Below are 16942 nucleotides of genomic sequence, written 5' to 3'. Positions count from 1 at the left end.
CAATTTGGTGTGCTTGTATCAAACATCATTAATTTTGATTAAGGGTATTGAGAGGGATAAAACTCAATACACAGTGGATACCAATAAGATCGGGGGTTCACTACTGTGCTTGCTCAGCAAGCGAAGAAGAAGTAGCGGTTGATTTCGTATGCAACCATAGCCCTGTCGCTTTCATTAGATAGCCAAACACACCACCTAGCAACAACGATGGAATGACAAGTTGCCAGTTTCCGTCAGCCGCAAATGTTGCGCATGAACCAATAAAAGTACCAGGGATGTACGCGAGCCAAGCCTGTTTAGCTTGAATACACATGAAGAATGCCACAATAGCGGTAATCACATAGCCAATAATTTCCAACCCCACGTAAGTGGAACCGTGAATAATTACCATTGCCCAGAATACGCCTGTCATATTGGTGATTAAGCTGATGCCTAGTCCTTTCAATCCGCTCGTTGGCGCTGCAAAGTAGCTCGTGCAACCTAAAAAACCAGCCCAAGAAAGCAAACCTAAAGAGATGGCGATCCAACCCCATACGCCAGATAAAATTCCAGTAGTAATAGAAATAGCTAAAAGTGTCGTCATGGTAGTCATACCTACTCGGCTATTATCGTACCTATATGGTTCAATAACTGCCTTCATACATTGAAATCAAGGACACATGTTAGATACATCAGCTCAGCTTATCGGTGATATTGATCACAATAAGATATTATTATTTTCACAATTTACATTAAAAGTTTGACGCAACCGATAAATCAACAGATTTAGGGAATAAACCAACTCATCTCGTAGGCATATTTAATCAACCTTTAAAGAACTGAAGGCTTCCCTTTCATCATTCGCAGCCCCTCTCTTTTAATGCAGTCGACTAATGGGTTTTCTGCCATATCTGAACGCCATATAAATGAAAGCGTCCTTTCCATTTTTAACTCAGGTACATTTAATGCCACAAGGTGACCTGCTTCTATATATCGCTCTACATCTAAATACGGTAAGCAAGTAAGGTACTGACCATTAGCAACTAAACTACGTAACACCGGAACGTGTTCGTACTCGCGCCACACATCCAAATCTTCAATAAGGTGGTGAATGGAACTATCAAATGTTTTTCGTGTGCCAGAGCCATGCTCTCTTAGTACCCACTTCGCTTGCTCTAACTGCGCAAGGCTAACAGACTGATTACGTGCAAAAGGATGATGAGAAGCTGCGACAACAGTAAGATGATCACGACACCATACTTCTTGGTGTAAACGGTTATCATCACAGCGCCCTTCAATAATCCCTAAGTCATACTTGTAATCTAATACCCCATCAATCACCCCTTTTGTACTTTGTACACCGAGGGAAATACGCATTTCTGGAAAGTCATTATCAATGATACTGATAAGGTCGGGAACTAAGTGCTCTGCTGGGGTTTGACTCGCTCCCATGCGAATCTCACCACTCAATAAATGTTGCTCATAGAAGCCCATTTCAATCTGCAATGCATCTTGTAGCAAGCGTTTTGCTTTTGGTCGTAACCACATCCCCCAATGGGTTAACGCCATTTGCTTGCCTTGCCTCTCAAACAACGGCCTGCCAAGCATCTTCTCTAATTGCGCAAGCGACATACTCGTCGCTGATTGTGTTAAAGCCAATTTTTCTGCGGCTTGGCTTACACTGCCGGTATCTGCAACTGCGTCGAAAACCGCTAATTGCTTAAGTGAGTAGCGCAAAGTGTCCTCCATTATTAGTGGGTATTTCCCAATTCCCACAATTGTTAAAGCATGCCCCAATAAGCAATAGAGTTCATTTTACCTAGCCCCGTAAAGTTATCAATTAATTTGATGAGGTTTCTAAATATTATCAATTTTACCTTACTAACCGTTCTCCCTATTCTGAGTACGCGGTTCGGGAACACCGCAAGCCTCAATGGTTTTGAAACCGAAGTCATTGAGGCTCTTAATAAAAACAACAATTTCATTTTTGAGTTAATAACCAAGGATTTTTTATGCGATTACAAATTAAGGAGTCAATATGGCGGTGACCAGTTCTCAAAATCACCAGTATTTTTCTCCAAAAGAGATGATGGTTGAAGCGGAAAAATTTGCGTTAAGTAAGGCAAACAAAACCAGCAGTATGACATTAAGCCTCGCCATTATGGCCGGCGCGTTCATCGGGTTAGCATTCTTGTTTTACATCACGGTGACCACCGGCAGTACGGGCGCTGGTTGGGGCTTGAGCCGCCTAGCTGGTGGACTCGCATTTAGCATGGGATTGATCCTCATCGTGATCTGCGGTGGTGAATTATTTACCAGCTCCGTCCTATCCAGTATTTCTTGGGCCAATAAGCAAATCTCGTTCGGTAAGATGCTTTCGATCTGGGGCAAAGTTTACGTTGGTAACTTTATTGGTGCGATGTTCCTACTTGCGTTGGTTACTGCTGCTGGTCTTTATCAGATGGATGGCGGTCAATGGGGATTAAATGCGCTTAACATCGCACAACACAAACTTCACCACACTCTCATTCAAGCGTTTGCACTCGGTATTCTCTGTAACCTGTTGGTCTGCCTAGCGATTTGGCTGACATTTAGTTCTGCAAATGCAATGACAAAAGCAGCAATGACAATTTTGCCTGTGGCAATGTTTGTCAGCAGCGGTTTTGAGCACTGTGTTGCGAACATGTTTATGGTTCCACTTGGTATTGTTATCGCGAATTTTGCACCTGAATCTTTTTGGGCATCTGTCGGTGTGCCCGCGTCACAATACACAGACCTAAACATTAGCCACTTTATTACCGCTAACTTAATTCCTGTCACGCTTGGCAACATCGTCGGCGGAGCGGTATTAGTTGGCCTTTCAAACTGGTGTATTTTTCGCCGACCAGAACTAAAAGCAGCGAATATTTCTTCTATCACTACAACTACAACACTGTCGTCAGTTAAGGATTTCACCATGAAAAATGCCTCTTTTGTTAAAGACATTATGAACCAAAAACCAGTCACCATTCGTGCAGAAACGCCAATTGCAGCCGCGCTGGATGTGTTACTTGATAACAACGTAACTAGCGCACCTGTTGTAGACGTACAAAATCGATTAGTTGGCTTCTTCTCTGCTCACGATGTGATGGTAGAACTATGGTGTGAGGACTACATTCCGGTGAAAGACCAAAAAGTCGTCGACATCATGAGCCGAGATGTGGTCGCAATTGACGCTGGTGATCGCCTCGTTGATGTTGTGGAATTCCTATGTATCGATAAAGAGCAGTTGTACCCAGCGAGCAGTATGGGTATTGCCACTCGCTTGACGTCTTTGTCTCTCGAAGAACGCGCTAAAAGTATCAAAGTAAGTAAGCCACAAGTGCTTCCTGTGCTTGAAAATGGGCAGATGGTCGGGGTGGTTACTCGTACTGAAGTATTAAAAGCACTACGCCCGATTTTTGGTGAGCGTTTAAACCTAGTGGAAAAAAGCGAGTTAGAAACAGCGTAATTCGCTAAACATTTACAACGTCTATTGGCTTTCAATCGCTATCACTGACGGGTTTATCGATGTTAGTGATGTGATTAAGATAATAAAAAAGCGCTCTTCAAGTGAAGAGCGCTTTTAGTGTATCTAAAAGGAACTAATTACTTCTTAATACCTTCGATATGAAGTTCCATATCGACGTAGCTTGAAGCACCCATTACTGGGATGTCAAAGTCAGCAAGCTCTAGGCGAGTGTTGCCAACAAAGCCAGCGCGCTCGCCGCCCCATGGGTCACTGCCAGCACCAACGAATTCAGCCTCAATAGTAATAGGCTTAGTAACACCGTGTAGCGTTAGATCACCAGTTACATCTAGTTTGCCATTGCCTTTATCAACCACTTTTGTGCTCGTAAAGGTTGCTTCACTGTATTTACCAGCATCGATGAAGTCACCACTACGAATGTGTTTGTCACGTTCAGCATGGTTTGAATCTAGGCTGGTTGTATCAACAACAACATTTACTTTTGAGCCAGCAATGTTGTTTTCATCAAAAGAAAAGTCACCAGAAAATGTATTGAAACGACCTTTGATGAAACTGTAACCCAAGTGGCTAACTTTAAAGTTGATTGAAGCGTGAGCACCTTTGGTATCGATGACATAATCTGCAGCTTGCGCACCAAATGGCAGTGCCATAGCGATAGCTAATCCTGTAGCGAAAAGTGACTTTTTCATTTTGAAGCTCCTAACATTTTTCTTAATGTGTTGTCTTTATCGATAAAGTGGTGTTTTAGTGCAGCAATAGCATGTAAACCTGCAATCAGGATGACTGCCCAAGCTGCATAGAAGTGAATCTCACCTGCAATATCTGATTGGCCTGGGAATAACTCTCCCGCTCCTGGCACGGTGAACCAATTAAACACTTCGATGCCGCGTCCATCAGACGTTGAAATGAGGTAACCTGAAACAAAGATGGTGACCAATAGTAGGTACATGACACCATGCGCTGCTTTAGCAGCAAGCACTTCGTAACGTTTGCCTTCTACCTTTGGTGACGCCGTCACATGTTTCCATACGATGCGTGCCAAAGTTAAAATAGCGAGTAAAATACCGACAGAGCGATGGTAATGCGGCGCAGTTCGATACCATTCGCTGTAATAGCTAAGGTCGACCATCCACAAACCCACTGCAAATAGACCAATAATGCACAGCGCTGATAACCAATGCATCACGCGTGCAGTAAGGTTGTAATTCTTTACCAGTGTATCCATCTCAAGTTCCTAGATATATTCCTAAGTTAATGCTGAGCAAGAAACACTACATTAACCTATTTACGTCATATGAAACAGATTATTTACCATCATTTACATCCAGCCAATGGTGCCGTATCTATCAAGTTGTTCGAATTTTTTGAAGGAACTTTAAATCGTTTGTAAAACTGAAACTTACAGCTTAATTTCTTGTTCTATCTCATACAGCTCTTCGGAAACTTCTAACATTCTGCGTTCAACCAGTAACTTAGCATCTTCAACACCCTTGTTATAATAAATTGGTCCTAGTTTTTCTGTAATAAAATCAATTAGAAACTCACTATCGAACTGGCCAATTTCAACATCTAGCTCGTCTTGCATGTAATCTTGAATGGCGGTGGCCAACGCCTCTTTTTGTGCGCGTTCTAGCTTTATCATTTTTTCCCTTTCAAATTTTTGTTCAACTTCTGCTTCTTTCGTATTGCTCTATTAAAGATTAGACACGGTCATTTGTGAGAAATTTGGTGTTTAGATCAAGAAGTTGCCGAAGTAAATTAGTCTATTCTCAAAAGACTATGCTAACCTTTTGCAGTTCGTTTTGTAATTATTAAGGGATATTCTTTGCTACTCGACCTAGTTATTCAAAGTGTTAATGATTTTCAAGACGACTGTCTTAAGCTGTGTGAAAAGCATTACCCTGCGGTGCATAACCAAGGCATGAGTGAGCATCATCTTGGTCTCGCGTTTTCAAGAAGGATGGAACATACTTTTCGTCACTTTGGATACAACTGCGTGATAAAGCCAATCGAAGTGTTGGATTCTCCAGACCTTCCCCATCACTATCGAATTTCATCCGACATTGGCACTGTCTGGGTTCTGAGTCACCATATGGTCAGTGCCGGAAAATCTTGCCGGGAAAACTTACTCTCATCAATTACGGAATGGCAGAGTGAATATGGCTATGCCTTACAGCCTAATGACCTACTCTTTTTGGTTTGCGATCATTGGATAAGTCGCAGCAAAACGAGCCGAGAATTGCTTCATTGGTGGATGGGTGAACTACCCGATCAGATCAACGAATACACAGAACAAGGAATCACACTGTACACCAGCGAGTCGCAACTCACGCAATCGTTGGACACTCGATTCGGTATTAGCCCTTGTTACATTAAGTTTGGGCATCCTTTACGGCGTTCGAACAAACAGCAGTTAGTCAGAAAATATTTGCAGTTGTATGCCGTACTGCAATGGTAGCATCAAATTGAAGTGCTGAGATTATCAATTATTTCATCAATTTGTTTGATGTCACTCGACAAACCTACCCATCCATTACCATCGTTCTTGCTTGAGTTAATGAGCACACTTAGATTCATTGCCAATGAAATAGAAAAATTAGCGCGATAACGCTGATGTTGAGACATTGATTTAGGTTGTGGTAACAATGATGAGCATCTCGCAACTACTTAGTTGCATCCGGAAACAAGCCGACGGGCAGTATATTGCGAAATACGCGAACTTCACTCTCCGCAGTGTCTTTCAACCCATATATAAGAACGATATTTCCATCGTTGGCCTTGAAGCACTGGTAAGAATTAGCAATGCCAATGGCACCATGGTTAGGCCAGATCAGTTTTTCCAATCCAAAGCGACTCCCACTCAAGATTTGCTCAATGTTGAACGCTTAAGTCGCCTAATCCATATCAAAAATTTCTCTCAGTCTCGCTTTCACACAAAACAATTGTTTCTCAATGTATTACCGGTAGCGGCAGAGATACTAGTTAAAGACATCACTTATAACCGACTGCTAAAACAAACCATTTATGAATCGCATTTGATGAATGAACAAATCGTCATGGAGTTACTTGAATTGAAGGTGGAGGATGAACTCTCTTTGTCTCAAGCTGCTCGGGAGTTAAGTCTTGAAGGATTTAAATTAGCGATTGACGATTATGGCGTCAATGCATCGACAACTGAGCGAGTGAGAAGCGTTTGCCCAGATATAATCAAGATGGATCGCTCTTTATTGCTAAGGTATGAAAACGGTGATTTTAAAGCGCTTAACGATGCATTATCGCTCGCAAAAGCGTTATGCTCTAAAACCGTTATCGAAGGAATTGAAACCGAGCATCAACTTCGCTTAATGAAAAAGCTCGGTTTCGATATGTATCAAGGGTACCTACTTGCTATCCCCCAAACGTTAGACGTCTATGAAGAGGCAAAAACAGCCTGACTATGTAAGAACAAAAGTTTGCGCGGTTTAGCGAGAGCTACGTGATTTACCACGATTCTTATGAATCGCCAATTTTGCTTTTAGCTTACGCTTCTCAGATGAACGACTACGACGACGCCCACCCCCATTTTGTTCAGGCTCAATTTCTTCTACAAGACTTGGTTCGAAACCTACCAGCCATTCTTGGGGTAAGCGTTGATCAAGCAGGTTCTCGATAGCTTGCAACAAGTACTCCTCATCTCTACTCATCAGAGAAACCGCCAAACCTGACTTTCCTGCTCTTCCAGTGCGGCCAATTCGATGGACATAATCTTCTGCTTTGAATGGCATATCAAAGTTCACGACTTGTTCTAGCTCTTGAATATCTAACCCTCGTGCTGCCACATCGGTTGCAATCAAAGCACGTACCTTACCTTGTTTAAATTCATCCAAAGCTCTTTGGCGGGCACCCTGTGATTTATCGCCGTTGATAGAAACCGCTTTGATGCCATCTAACTTGAGCTCTTTCGCTAACTCATCACTGCCTTGCTTCGTTTTTGTAAATACAAGCACTTGCTGCCAATTCCGCGAGCCAATTAAGTACGCTAGCAATTCACGTTTCCGTTTTTTATCCACTGGATAAACCATTTGTGTTACCGTTTCAGCAGTCGTATTTGCTGGTGAAACTTCGACTTCAACTGGCGATTCCATGAGTTTATACGCTATAGTTTTGATTCGCTTCTCAAATGTCGCAGAGAACAATAGGATCTGTTTCTCAGCAGGCAAACGTCGGAAGATGCGCTGCAAGTCAGGCCAAAATCCCATATCTAACATACGGTCGGCTTCGTCTAACACGAGCATACCGGTTTTAGAGATGTTTACGTTACCATTAAACAGGTGATCCAAAAGGCGGCCTGGCGTGGCAATCAAAATATCAGCGCCCTCTTCTAACTTTCTCTTTTGTACGCCAATGCTTGTACCACCATAAACACACACGATGCGAAGTTCTGTTTCTGCCGAGTACTGATTCAAATTATCAAATACCTGCTGTGCAAGCTCGCGTGTTGGAACCAAAATCAATGCTTGAGGTGTGCCGTTAAGTTTCTTTTGCTGAACGGTTTGTATGATAGGTAAACCAAACGCAGCCGTTTTTCCCGTACCAGTTTGTGCAGCAGCAAGTAAGTTTTTTCCTGCAAGGACGTGTGGAATTGACTTTTCTTGCACTGGTGTTGGCGTCACGATATTTAGATTGCCTAGCGTCTCGATTAGCTTTTGTTCGATGCCTAAATCAGCAAAATTAACAGACATGTGTAACCTCATTATTTTTGGAGCGCAGAGTTTACCAGAGCCCCTAAAGCCATACTACTTTTCTATCTCATTGAGTTGAGTCATTAAGCTGTTGCTGAAAATCATACGACTGGCGCAAAACATCTCGATAAAGTGACGAGAACTTCTCTTCTAATTCGGTATAATCACTTTCAATCACTTTAAATGTTGTGGTTAAGTCTGCCATTCTAGGACTTCTTTGCGACATCCGATGTAGTGCAAATTCTATATTGTCTAGATCTTGATAGGATTGAAGCCATCGGCCATGCCACATTCTGCTATGGAGCACCAAAAAACGTGGCGGCAAATGTTCATGAACCTCTCGGTTTACTCTCTCGTATGCCGTTTGGACAAAGTGTTCGAGAGGCACGGAATGAAAGTCGTTCCAGTGTTTTGCGAGGCAATGATCCCAAAACATATCCAAAGCGATAGGTGCAAAACGTCGCGCAACACCAGTGAAATGAGGCTTACATTCGTTGACGATTGGATGATGGTCAGTAATACGGTCAACAAATCTATGTAATCTGATGCCATTTGAGATATCGCGATCATACAGCTTGCTTGGATCTCCTTTTACGAAGTCTCCAAGCAAGTTTCCCAATAAATGGCTGTTACTGTGTTCTGCGATATGCAGGTGGGCTAGAAAGTTCATTCGACGCCAGTTTTGGCCTCTAGGGCTTGGTGTGACATGAACCTAGTATAACGTCAATTACGACGAGATGAGTGTGTTCCGCTATTCGGCTTCGTTGTCTGAGCCAACGTATTCCGACAAGATAATGCCAATTTCAAGCGCATCTAGCAGCTCTAGGCTCTCATCGTTTTGGTATTGGTCGCTCATTGTGACCTCCTTTATTTTAAGCTCTCTTGCTTTTACTTGCTGACACATATCCACATCAGCAACTCCTTTTTATAGTCTTTATATGACACATTCATGACAGCGAGAAGTAAAGATTTAAAAACCTATGAGCACAATCAAAAGTAAACGATTGCAATTAAGTTTCATATCCGCTTAACACTTTAGAGAAATGACTCTTTTATCAACATTCATGTCAATTTAAAGATATAACATACTGTTATAGGCGTCCTTAGATCTCATTTCTTAAACTAAATTTAGTATTCGTTACATATTTTGCTGATTAACTTCGCATATTTTGTTTCGATATAGCAATAGATTTGGTCAATATCTTTTATCTCTAATGGAGCTTTAAATGAGAGAAGTTGAGTTTAGAACGATAGACAGGCTGTTTATCAAGATGTCTATCAACGACAAAATGTGGGTTATATTCCTACTGTTTTTAGTAGCCCTCACTTCAGTGGCTGGAAGCCGCTACTTCAATGAAATACAACAATTTGAGCAGCAAGCCATCTCGGCGAGCGAAGCGAAGCTTTCTGGTATCGTTGATGCTCAATCAAACCGCGCTACAGAAATTGACGGCGTATCGAAATCGAACCGCGTAAGCGAGAGTTCTTTTGTCGATGGGTCTGTGACCGCTTATGCCAAGTTGCATTCTGGAGAAGTGATTAAGCTGACTCAAAATGTGTCCACACAATACGAATCGTTAAAATCATCAGCTCTATCGTCACTATTACTCAGCTTCTTATGGGTTATTCCTTTTGCCCTATTCTCTTACTGGGTGGCAACGTTTATCGGAGGAGCTCTGTGGGTTTTATATACAACAACCGAAAAAATTGGTGACGGTGACTTAACCTCTCGCCTTGGTTTCCATCCAGGTCGAGATGAATTCGGTACCATCGGCTGTGCGCTAGACAAGTCTATGGATACCTTAAGTGAACTGGTTAATAGTGTTAAAAATAATGCAACGATGTTGAGCGAGACATCTTCTGCATTCGAAAAAGATATGCAGTTGAGTGAAACCCAGATATCTCATCAATATCAAACGCTTGATTCAGTCGCGACGGCAATGGAAGAAATGACAGCCTCTGCAAAGGAGGTATCAAGTATTTCTCAACAAGCAACGACGCAGTCAGACCAAGATGCCCAGAAGATCGAACTAAGCAGAAGCCGTGTACAAAACGTGATTGGCGAGATAGAGACGTTATCTAGCTATATTGAACAAGCCTCTACGTCAGTAACCAATTTAAACGAGAATACGACGCAGATTAATGACGTGATCACAACGATTAACGCCATTTCAGAACAAACTAATCTGTTGGCACTAAACGCAGCAATCGAAGCAGCCCGTGCTGGTGAACAAGGTCGTGGATTTGCAGTGGTTGCCGATGAAGTACGTACATTAGCAAGCAGAACTCAACAGGCAACAGTAGAGATCCAAGCCATGATTGAGAAGCTTCAAATTGAGAGCCAGAACATTGCTTCAATCACCAACCGAACCGTTCAGCAAGCTCAAACCAGCAGCCAGCTTATTGATGAAATCGGCCATGATGTTACCTCTATTGCCGAGTCAGCACGCTCATTAATGGACATGAGCATTCAGATTTCCACATCTGCTGAAGAACAAAGCGCAGTTGCTAACGATATTGCATCGGAACTTTCAGAAATTCGTAGTCAATCAAGCACAATCAGAGAAGTGGCGGAGCAATCTACCGCTGGCGTCGCTAATCTCACGCAAGCCTCCGTTTCTCTTGGTGAGATATTACAACGCTACCGCACCGCATAACGTTGTGGAACTTATGATCAACAAGGGCTCCTTAGGGAGCCCTTTTCTTTAAACCGTGTTCAACTATTACCTTCGATATTTTCTACGACATCCAAGTGGATATTTGAAGTGAATCTCAAGTTCTCGCTGTACCCGATGAAATAATGTTCTTAAACAGAGCGTTCCGCTATGCTTGATCTTGCCAATTCCAATTTGCTGCTGGAAAACAATATGAATAATTACAAAGACACAAAAGACATAGAGAACCTGAATTGCCCACTCTGCCAAGGAGATGAATATCTCATTTCATCGGATGGCGAGAAATTCACATGCGCTGCTTGCGGATTTCATACAAAAAACTTCTCATCTATCCAATGTCTACATCAAACGCCTTACCTACAGTCTAAACTTAAGCACATCCACAGCTTGAGTCCGGTTTGCCATTAGTAGGTCAAACAGAGCAGCCACACAGCTGCTCTTTTAATTCATCTAAATGATGGATGCGAATTACACGCTCGTCCTCAACAAGATTGATAGCTTCACCATTAAATAACTGTATCGTTTTGATACCGGCGTTTAGTCCCGCCTCAACTCCTTTAGGCGTGTCATCAATATAAAGACAGTCACTTGGTAAAAAGCCCATGCTCATAGCACTGTACATGATTAAATCGGGCTCAGGCTTCCAACTATTCGCATCGAATGCCGAGAACACTTTGCCTCGGAAAGCATCGAGTAAACCGGTTAACTCCAAAGCGTATTCAATTTTATCTTTAGGTCCATTAGACGCCACACAATATTCGATATTATGCGAATCCAAAAACTGAATTAATCGTTTTGCGCCATCCATTGGCTGTAAGTGACGCACAAAAAGAGACTGGACTTCTTCTCGGTATTGCGGCTCTAAAACATCAATTGGGACTTTGATATCTTTCAATTCTTTAGTATCTAAAAGGATGTCAGCGAGCTTTCCTCCTTTAAAGTGAGAAACGCACTCTTCCATCGTTAACTCAGCCCCATGCTGGTTAAATACATTGACGAGCGCTTGGCAACACAGTCTTTCGCTGTCGACCAACGTACCATCACAGTCAAATATCACGCACTTAATATTGGTAATTGCCATAGCCATCTCCAGACGTCTTAAAGGCTCAAGCCCAAGCTGATTTTAAGAATGTTTGGATTAATCTTATTTGAGTTTGGGATTGTTGAAACGACGAGCTTGGCATTTCATGGAAATAGAAGGGAGCAATTACAGTTTTTCTAAGCAAGATCACCCAACGTCATCTTGCTTTACTTTTTATGCACATTGATGTGTAAGTTAGTCTTCGATAACCACTGAGTCTAACAGTTTTTGCTCGGTGCTTAGTCTTTTAGCCAGATCAGCCACAAACGAGCTTTTGTATTTTGATTCAGAAACAGCAACATCAGAGATGAGTGTATTTCCTTCGAGATGGCTAACAATAGCAGCACCAATTGGGACTCCAGATTTAAAACCAACATATAATTCAAAATCTGGCGTGAGGATAATCTGTGTCAGATATTCAATGATCATATCTTTATCATACTGCTGTTCCCAGCGCTGAGATTGCAAGATAGAGAACATAATGGTCAGTCGATGAAAATCGACCAGAAAAATATCGTCGGGGTTAAATTCAGAGTCACTTTCCAGTAATGTGTCTTTGTCGACTACTTGATACGTTGCTTTTTCTAGCGTTTTGAAATAGACATCGCGCCCTTTCAAACTCTCTGGTGTCGGAAATTCAACTTCGACCAGATCATACAGCCATGTATTTTTACGCTCGATACTGGCTAACTGTTGTTCATTCATCTTGATACCTTCGTTTAGAGCAGTACATTAGCATGAAGCCCGCAACAAACCTAGCGCACATAGACCTTTCCGTGGCTAAATTTTGTTTTAGGTGCAAACCTCTGATAGATTTCATCAATATCTTTCCTAGTTAAGGACAAAAATAATGAAAAAGATGCTGTTAAGTGCATTGCTTGCTACTACTCTAGTTGGTTGTTCAGATAACGATGTTGCTGACGTGGGGCTCGGTTGGTTTACTTTGAAAGACATCAAAGTCGGTGAGTTGAAAGACGAGGTGGTAACAGGTGTCACATGTCACATCGCCTCTATCGAAGCGGATTTCAGCTTAGCAGATCCAAGTGATAGCTCAATATCATGTCGTCAGACTGGCGAAATCACACCGGAAATGATTGCAAAAATAGATAAGAGTAAGTCCGGTGAAATTGTATTTAAGAAGTCAAAAAGCATTTTCTTCAAAACAATGAAGGTTCGCCGTATTTATGATGCCGATAACCAAACCTTACTCTACTTGTCTTATACAACAAAAGAGACCGATGGTAGTTTTAAGCATAGCCTTTCGACAGTCCCACTTTGGGGTACCAAGGCTTACGTTGAGCCAACTGAAGTGAAAAAGTAACGCGGGTAAATTTAGTTAGCGCGGAGCAGGCTCTTTCCGGGCGCTGCTGAGCAACAAGTTTAAAAAACAACCCATTGCAATACGACAAGCCTCATAAATTGCAGCTGCTTTGGTTGCTATTTACTCAGCTCGCTGATTTTTTCAGCGAGCAGACTTCTTTGTAATAAATCGCCACGATTTTCATTTTTTTGTGATACAATCCCGCCTCTTTTTTTTCTCACTCAAGAACAAGCATGAAGTTTCCTGGTCAGCGTAAATCTAAACACTACTTCCCAACTCACGCTCGAGATCCATTAGTAAACCAAATCCGACAGGCACCTAAGCTATATCGCCCAACTATTGTTGGTGTCGGTCAAACCATTGTAGATATCGAAGCACGTGTAGATGACGCGTTTTTAGAGAAATACAACCTGAGTAAAGGACATTCGCTCGTTCTTGAAGAAAGCAAAGCAGATGCACTTTACGAAGAACTGGTTGAGCAAGGCCTGATCACACACCAATACCCAGGTGACACGATTGGCAATACTCTTCACAACTACTCAGTTTTAGCCGATAGCAAATCCGTTTTGCTCGGTGTGATGTCTAAGAACATTCAAGTCGGTTCTTTTGCTTATCGCTACCTTTGCCGTACGTCTTCACGCATGAACCTTAACCATTTACAAACGGTAGATGGCCCTATTGGTCGCTGCTACACCCTAATTTCTCAAGACGGTGAGCGTACATTTGCTATCAACGAAGGTCATATGAATCAACTACTTCCGGAAAGCATTCCTGAAGAGATCTTTGAGAAAGCATCAGCCCTGGTTGTTTCTTCTTACCTAATGCGTGGTAAAGAAGAAGATCCAATGCCTAAAGCGGTACAAAGAGCGATCGACTTTGCTAAGAAGCACGATGTCCCTGTTGTACTTACGTTAGGGACAAAGTACGTTATCGAAGGTAACGCACAGTGGTGGCAAGAATACATTCGCGAAAACATTTCTGTTGTCGCTATGAATGAAGAAGAAGGTGCGGCGCTAACAGGTGAAACAGAGCCGCTAGCAGCTGCTGATAAAGCACTTGAGTGGGTTGATCTCGTACTTTGTACAGCAGGACCAAATGGTCTGTACATGGCTGGTTACACCGACGAGAAAGTAAAACGAGAAACCACACACGACATCCTTGAAAGCTCCCTCGAAGCCTTTAACCAGTACGAGTTTAGTCGTGCGATGCGTAAAGAAGACTGTCAAAACCCAATGAAGGTCTACTCTCACATCGGCCCTTACCTTGGTGGACCACTAGAGATTAAGAACACTAACGGTGCAGGTGATGCAGCCCTTTCAGCCTTACTGCATGACATGGCAGCAAACTCTTTCCACCAAAAAGAAGTGCCTAACTCAGAAAAGCACGAAGTACGATGCTTAACCTACTCCTCGCTTTCTCAGATCTGTAAATACGCAAACCGAGTAAGCTATGAAGTGTTGACGCAGCACTCTCCTCGCCTATCGCGAGCGCTTCCTGAACGAGAAGATAGCTTAGAAGAGACTTATTGGGATCGTTAAAACGACAGCTTTAAAGCTAAAAATATATCAAGGTCACCATTTGGTGGCCTTTTTGTTTTTATCTAGCACTATAACGAGTAGATTTCGTTAGTATGTCGCACAATACGAAGCAGTAAACTCTTTACAAGCCTAACCGAAACAGTACCATCACCAAGCAGACCTTTGCCTCACAATAATACTCGTTATAACTCAGGTAGTTTTTCAACGCTACCTGTGTGCCACTTTGGGGATTCTCCATGCAGTCAGATATCGAAATTTGCCGAAAAACACCACTTTCTTCTATTGATGTTATCGCGGAAAAAGTAGGACTATTGCCCGAAGAGTATGACACTCACGGGAAGCACAAAGCCAAAGTCCACCCAAAATGTTTGGAACGACTCAAAGTAAATGATGACGGTAAACTTGTACTCGTCACTGCGATCACGCCGACTCCTCTTGGCGAAGGAAAAACCGTTACGACGATAGGACTGGCGCAAGGTTTAGCAAAGCTTAATCAATCTGTTATTGCATGTATAAGGCAACCTTCGATGGGACCCGTCTTCGGTATTAAAGGTGGCGCAGCGGGCGGTGGTTATTCTCAAGTAGCTCCAATGGAAGAGTTAAACTTACACCTTACTGGTGACATTCACGCAGTGACAGCGGCGCACAACCTTGCTTCAGCCGCTCTTGACGCTCGCTTGTTCCATGAGCAACGCGAGGGTTATGATGCCTTTGAATCACGCACCGGGTTAAGAGCACTTAAAATCGACACGGCAAGTATTACTTGGAAACGAGTGATGGACCATAATGATCGTGCACTACGTAAAGTCAAAATTGGCCTCAATGATGCAGGAAAAACCATCAATGGTTTCGAGCGTGACGAAGGGTTCGATATTTCAGCCGCTTCTGAGTTAATGGCTATCATTGCACTAGCCAATGATTTAAAAGATTTACGCCAACGTATCGGGAAAATTGTCGTAGCGTACGATTTGAACGGAAACCCGGTCACCACGGAAGATCTACAAGTTGCAGGAGCAATGGCAGTAACACTAAAAGAGGCGATTGCACCAACACTGATGCAAACTCTAGAAGGTGTTCCTACGTTGATCCATGCAGGTCCATTTGCAAACATCGCCCATGGAAATTCATCCATTATCGCGGACGATATTGCGCTAAAACTGTCAGGTTACACGGTAACTGAAGCCGGTTTTGGTTCGGATATGGGATTTGAGAAAGCGTGTAACATTAAAGCTGCTGCCGCCAACAAAGCCCCGGACTGTGTAGTGATCGTAGCAACATTACGCGGTCTCAAAGCGAATTCCGGACACTACGATTTACGACCAGGTATGGCTATTCCAGATTCCATTTTTAATCCGGACCAAGCAGCATTGGAGGCTGGGTTTGAAAATTTAAAATGGCACATAAATAACGTTCATAAATACGGTTTACCTGCTGTCGTTGCCATTAATCAGTTTCCACAAGATTGTGTGAAAGAGCTTAAAGCTCTTGAAGATCTGATTCACCAATTTAATCCCGAAGTTAAAGTAGCCATCAGCACCGCTTTTTCGCAAGGCGGACAAGGCGCAACGGAACTAGCTCAACATGTTATTGATGCGTGTACCACGCCTGTAGAGTTTTGTCCGTTATACAACAAAGAGCAATCATTACTCGAAAAGCTCATGGCAGTATGTGAAGCGGGCTATGGCGCAACCAATATAGAAATGACTCCTATCGCGACTGAACAGCTCAACCATTTTGAAAATCTAGGTTTTAACAACTTAGCGGTTTGCATCGCGAAGACACCATTATCGATAACCACAGACTCCGCAGTCAAAGGCGCACCAACTGGTTTTACCGTCCCAATCCGCGAGCTGCGCTTGTGTGCGGGCGCAGGATTCGTTTATGCATTATCTGGTACCGTGATGACGATGCCAGGCTTACCTGATAAACCCGCATTTATGAACTTAGATCTTGATGATGAAGGAAATATCGTCGGTCTCTCTTAGTGCAGTGATAACGTATCGCTATCAGTGAAGTGAGCATATTCATTGAGTGAGTGGTCTACTTACCTATCCACTCACTCTCAACAACTGTGAAAAGAGTTGTCTCAGGCCTTCTACTCTTGAATCGTTGATACAAA

16 protein-coding genes are annotated in these 16942 nt (G+C 42.7%); 7 read left to right on the top strand and 9 right to left on the bottom strand.

What is annotated here, in order from left to right:
• Positions 1–100: 100 nt before the first annotated feature.
• Positions 101–583: a DUF1097 domain-containing protein gene (locus R7Q41_RS08380; RefSeq protein ID WP_017634175.1), complete on the bottom strand. Its 483-nt coding sequence runs from the start codon at positions 581–583 to the stop codon at positions 101–103.
• Positions 584–810: 227 nt separating this feature from the next.
• A complete protein-coding gene (locus tag R7Q41_RS08375; RefSeq protein ID WP_005376369.1) occupies positions 811–1716 on the bottom strand; it encodes a LysR substrate-binding domain-containing protein in 906 nt (301 codons plus the stop codon).
• Between the two features lie 301 nt (positions 1717–2017).
• Here R7Q41_RS08375 and focA point away from each other — a divergent pair, with 301 nt between their 5' ends.
• Positions 2018–3469: a formate transporter FocA gene (gene focA / locus R7Q41_RS08370; protein WP_005390162.1), complete on the top strand. Its 1452-nt coding sequence runs from the start codon at positions 2018–2020 to the stop codon at positions 3467–3469.
• A 137-nt stretch (positions 3470–3606) separates the two neighbouring features.
• Here focA and R7Q41_RS08365 read toward each other — a convergent pair whose 3' ends face one another.
• The 3 genes from R7Q41_RS08365 to R7Q41_RS08355 form a co-directional block, all read right to left on the bottom strand.
• Positions 3607–4176 (bottom strand): YceI family protein, encoded by a 570-nt coding sequence (locus R7Q41_RS08365; protein WP_158173064.1) that lies wholly within the window; start codon positions 4174–4176, stop codon positions 3607–3609.
• A complete protein-coding gene (locus R7Q41_RS08360) occupies positions 4173–4712 on the bottom strand; it encodes a cytochrome b (protein WP_005390157.1) in 540 nt (179 codons plus the stop codon). Before R7Q41_RS08360 ends, R7Q41_RS08365 begins: the two co-directional genes overlap by 4 nt.
• Before the next feature lie 174 nt (positions 4713–4886).
• Positions 4887–5129, bottom strand: a complete 243-nt coding sequence (locus tag R7Q41_RS08355) for a DUF2164 domain-containing protein (protein ID WP_042520836.1) — start codon at positions 5127–5129, stop codon at positions 4887–4889.
• Between the two features lie 183 nt (positions 5130–5312).
• Between R7Q41_RS08355 and R7Q41_RS08350 the strand changes: the two genes are divergently transcribed.
• Both R7Q41_RS08350 and R7Q41_RS08345 read left to right on the top strand, forming a co-directional pair.
• Positions 5313–5945 carry a hypothetical protein gene (locus tag R7Q41_RS08350; protein ID WP_005376385.1) on the top strand — a complete coding sequence of 211 codons (633 nt, stop codon included), beginning with the start codon at positions 5313–5315 and terminating at the stop codon, positions 5943–5945.
• Positions 5946–6132: 187 nt separating this feature from the next.
• Positions 6133–6921, top strand: coding sequence for an EAL domain-containing protein (locus R7Q41_RS08345; protein WP_054576002.1), 789 nt, complete (start codon positions 6133–6135; stop codon positions 6919–6921).
• A gap of 27 nt (positions 6922–6948) precedes the next feature.
• Here the strand turns inward: R7Q41_RS08345 and R7Q41_RS08340 are convergent, their stop codons facing one another.
• Together R7Q41_RS08340 and R7Q41_RS08335 are read right to left on the bottom strand one after the other, a co-directional pair.
• Positions 6949–8208 (bottom strand): DEAD/DEAH box helicase, encoded by a 1260-nt coding sequence (locus tag R7Q41_RS08340; protein WP_199266705.1) that lies wholly within the window; start codon positions 8206–8208, stop codon positions 6949–6951.
• A gap of 67 nt (positions 8209–8275) precedes the next feature.
• Positions 8276–8878: an ACP phosphodiesterase gene (locus tag R7Q41_RS08335; protein ID WP_262581971.1), complete on the bottom strand. Its 603-nt coding sequence runs from the start codon at positions 8876–8878 to the stop codon at positions 8276–8278.
• Between the two features lie 556 nt (positions 8879–9434).
• Here R7Q41_RS08335 and R7Q41_RS08330 point away from each other — a divergent pair.
• Positions 9435–10865 (top strand): methyl-accepting chemotaxis protein, encoded by a 1431-nt coding sequence (locus R7Q41_RS08330; RefSeq protein WP_005376380.1) that lies wholly within the window; start codon positions 9435–9437, stop codon positions 10863–10865.
• Positions 10866–11295: 430 nt separating this feature from the next.
• Here the strand turns inward: R7Q41_RS08330 and R7Q41_RS08325 are convergent, their stop codons facing one another.
• Positions 11296–11964 carry an HAD-IA family hydrolase gene (locus R7Q41_RS08325; RefSeq protein ID WP_138940251.1) on the bottom strand — a complete coding sequence of 223 codons (669 nt, stop codon included), beginning with the start codon at positions 11962–11964 and terminating at the stop codon, positions 11296–11298.
• Between the two features lie 195 nt (positions 11965–12159).
• Positions 12160–12669, bottom strand: coding sequence for a hypothetical protein (locus tag R7Q41_RS08320; protein WP_005386088.1), 510 nt, complete (start codon positions 12667–12669; stop codon positions 12160–12162).
• 145 nt (positions 12670–12814) lie between these two features.
• Here R7Q41_RS08320 and R7Q41_RS08315 point away from each other — a divergent pair, with 145 nt between their 5' ends.
• From R7Q41_RS08315 to R7Q41_RS08305, 3 genes are all read left to right on the top strand, one after another.
• On the top strand, positions 12815–13285 hold the full coding sequence (locus R7Q41_RS08315) for a CreA family protein (RefSeq protein ID WP_005397614.1): 471 nt from the start codon (positions 12815–12817) through the stop codon (positions 13283–13285).
• A 233-nt stretch (positions 13286–13518) separates the two neighbouring features.
• Entirely contained in the window at positions 13519–14823 is a 1305-nt protein-coding gene (locus R7Q41_RS08310) for an inosine/guanosine kinase (RefSeq protein ID WP_005376376.1), read from the top strand.
• Positions 14824–15059: 236 nt separating this feature from the next.
• Positions 15060–16808 (top strand): formate--tetrahydrofolate ligase, encoded by a 1749-nt coding sequence (locus tag R7Q41_RS08305; protein ID WP_167416042.1) that lies wholly within the window; start codon positions 15060–15062, stop codon positions 16806–16808.
• The last annotated feature ends 134 nt before the right edge of the window (positions 16809–16942 follow it).

The organism is Vibrio sp. 2096, from assembly GCF_033339595.1.
Classification (GTDB): Bacteria; Pseudomonadota; Gammaproteobacteria; order Enterobacterales; family Vibrionaceae; genus Vibrio; species Vibrio alginolyticus.
The sequence above is the reverse complement of the archived record's forward strand: the minus strand, read 5'-3'. Positions and strand labels throughout refer to the sequence as shown.

Coding starts and splice junctions, on each gene's coding strand:
- R7Q41_RS08380 (WP_017634175.1), bottom strand. CDS start 583: ATGACGACACTTTTAGCTATTTCTATTACTACTGGAATTTTATCTGGC.
- focA (WP_005390162.1), top strand. CDS start 2,018: ATGGCGGTGACCAGTTCTCAAAATCACCAGTATTTTTCTCCAAAAGAG.
- R7Q41_RS08365 (WP_158173064.1), bottom strand. CDS start 4,176: ATGAAAAAGTCACTTTTCGCTACAGGATTAGCTATCGCTATGGCACTG.
- R7Q41_RS08360 (WP_005390157.1), bottom strand. CDS start 4,712: ATGGATACACTGGTAAAGAATTACAACCTTACTGCACGCGTGATGCAT.
- R7Q41_RS08355 (WP_042520836.1), bottom strand. CDS start 5,129: ATGATAAAGCTAGAACGCGCACAAAAAGAGGCGTTGGCCACCGCCATT.
- R7Q41_RS08345 (WP_054576002.1), top strand. CDS start 6,133: ATGATGAGCATCTCGCAACTACTTAGTTGCATCCGGAAACAAGCCGAC.
- R7Q41_RS08340 (WP_199266705.1), bottom strand. CDS start 8,208: ATGTCTGTTAATTTTGCTGATTTAGGCATCGAACAAAAGCTAATCGAG.
- R7Q41_RS08335 (WP_262581971.1), bottom strand. CDS start 8,878: ATGAACTTTCTAGCCCACCTGCATATCGCAGAACACAGTAACAGCCAT.
- R7Q41_RS08330 (WP_005376380.1), top strand. CDS start 9,435: ATGAGAGAAGTTGAGTTTAGAACGATAGACAGGCTGTTTATCAAGATG.
- R7Q41_RS08325 (WP_138940251.1), bottom strand. CDS start 11,964: ATGGCAATTACCAATATTAAGTGCGTGATATTTGACTGTGATGGTACG.
- R7Q41_RS08320 (WP_005386088.1), bottom strand. CDS start 12,669: ATGAATGAACAACAGTTAGCCAGTATCGAGCGTAAAAATACATGGCTG.
- R7Q41_RS08315 (WP_005397614.1), top strand. CDS start 12,815: ATGAAAAAGATGCTGTTAAGTGCATTGCTTGCTACTACTCTAGTTGGT.
- R7Q41_RS08310 (WP_005376376.1), top strand. CDS start 13,519: ATGAAGTTTCCTGGTCAGCGTAAATCTAAACACTACTTCCCAACTCAC.
- R7Q41_RS08305 (WP_167416042.1), top strand. CDS start 15,060: ATGCAGTCAGATATCGAAATTTGCCGAAAAACACCACTTTCTTCTATT.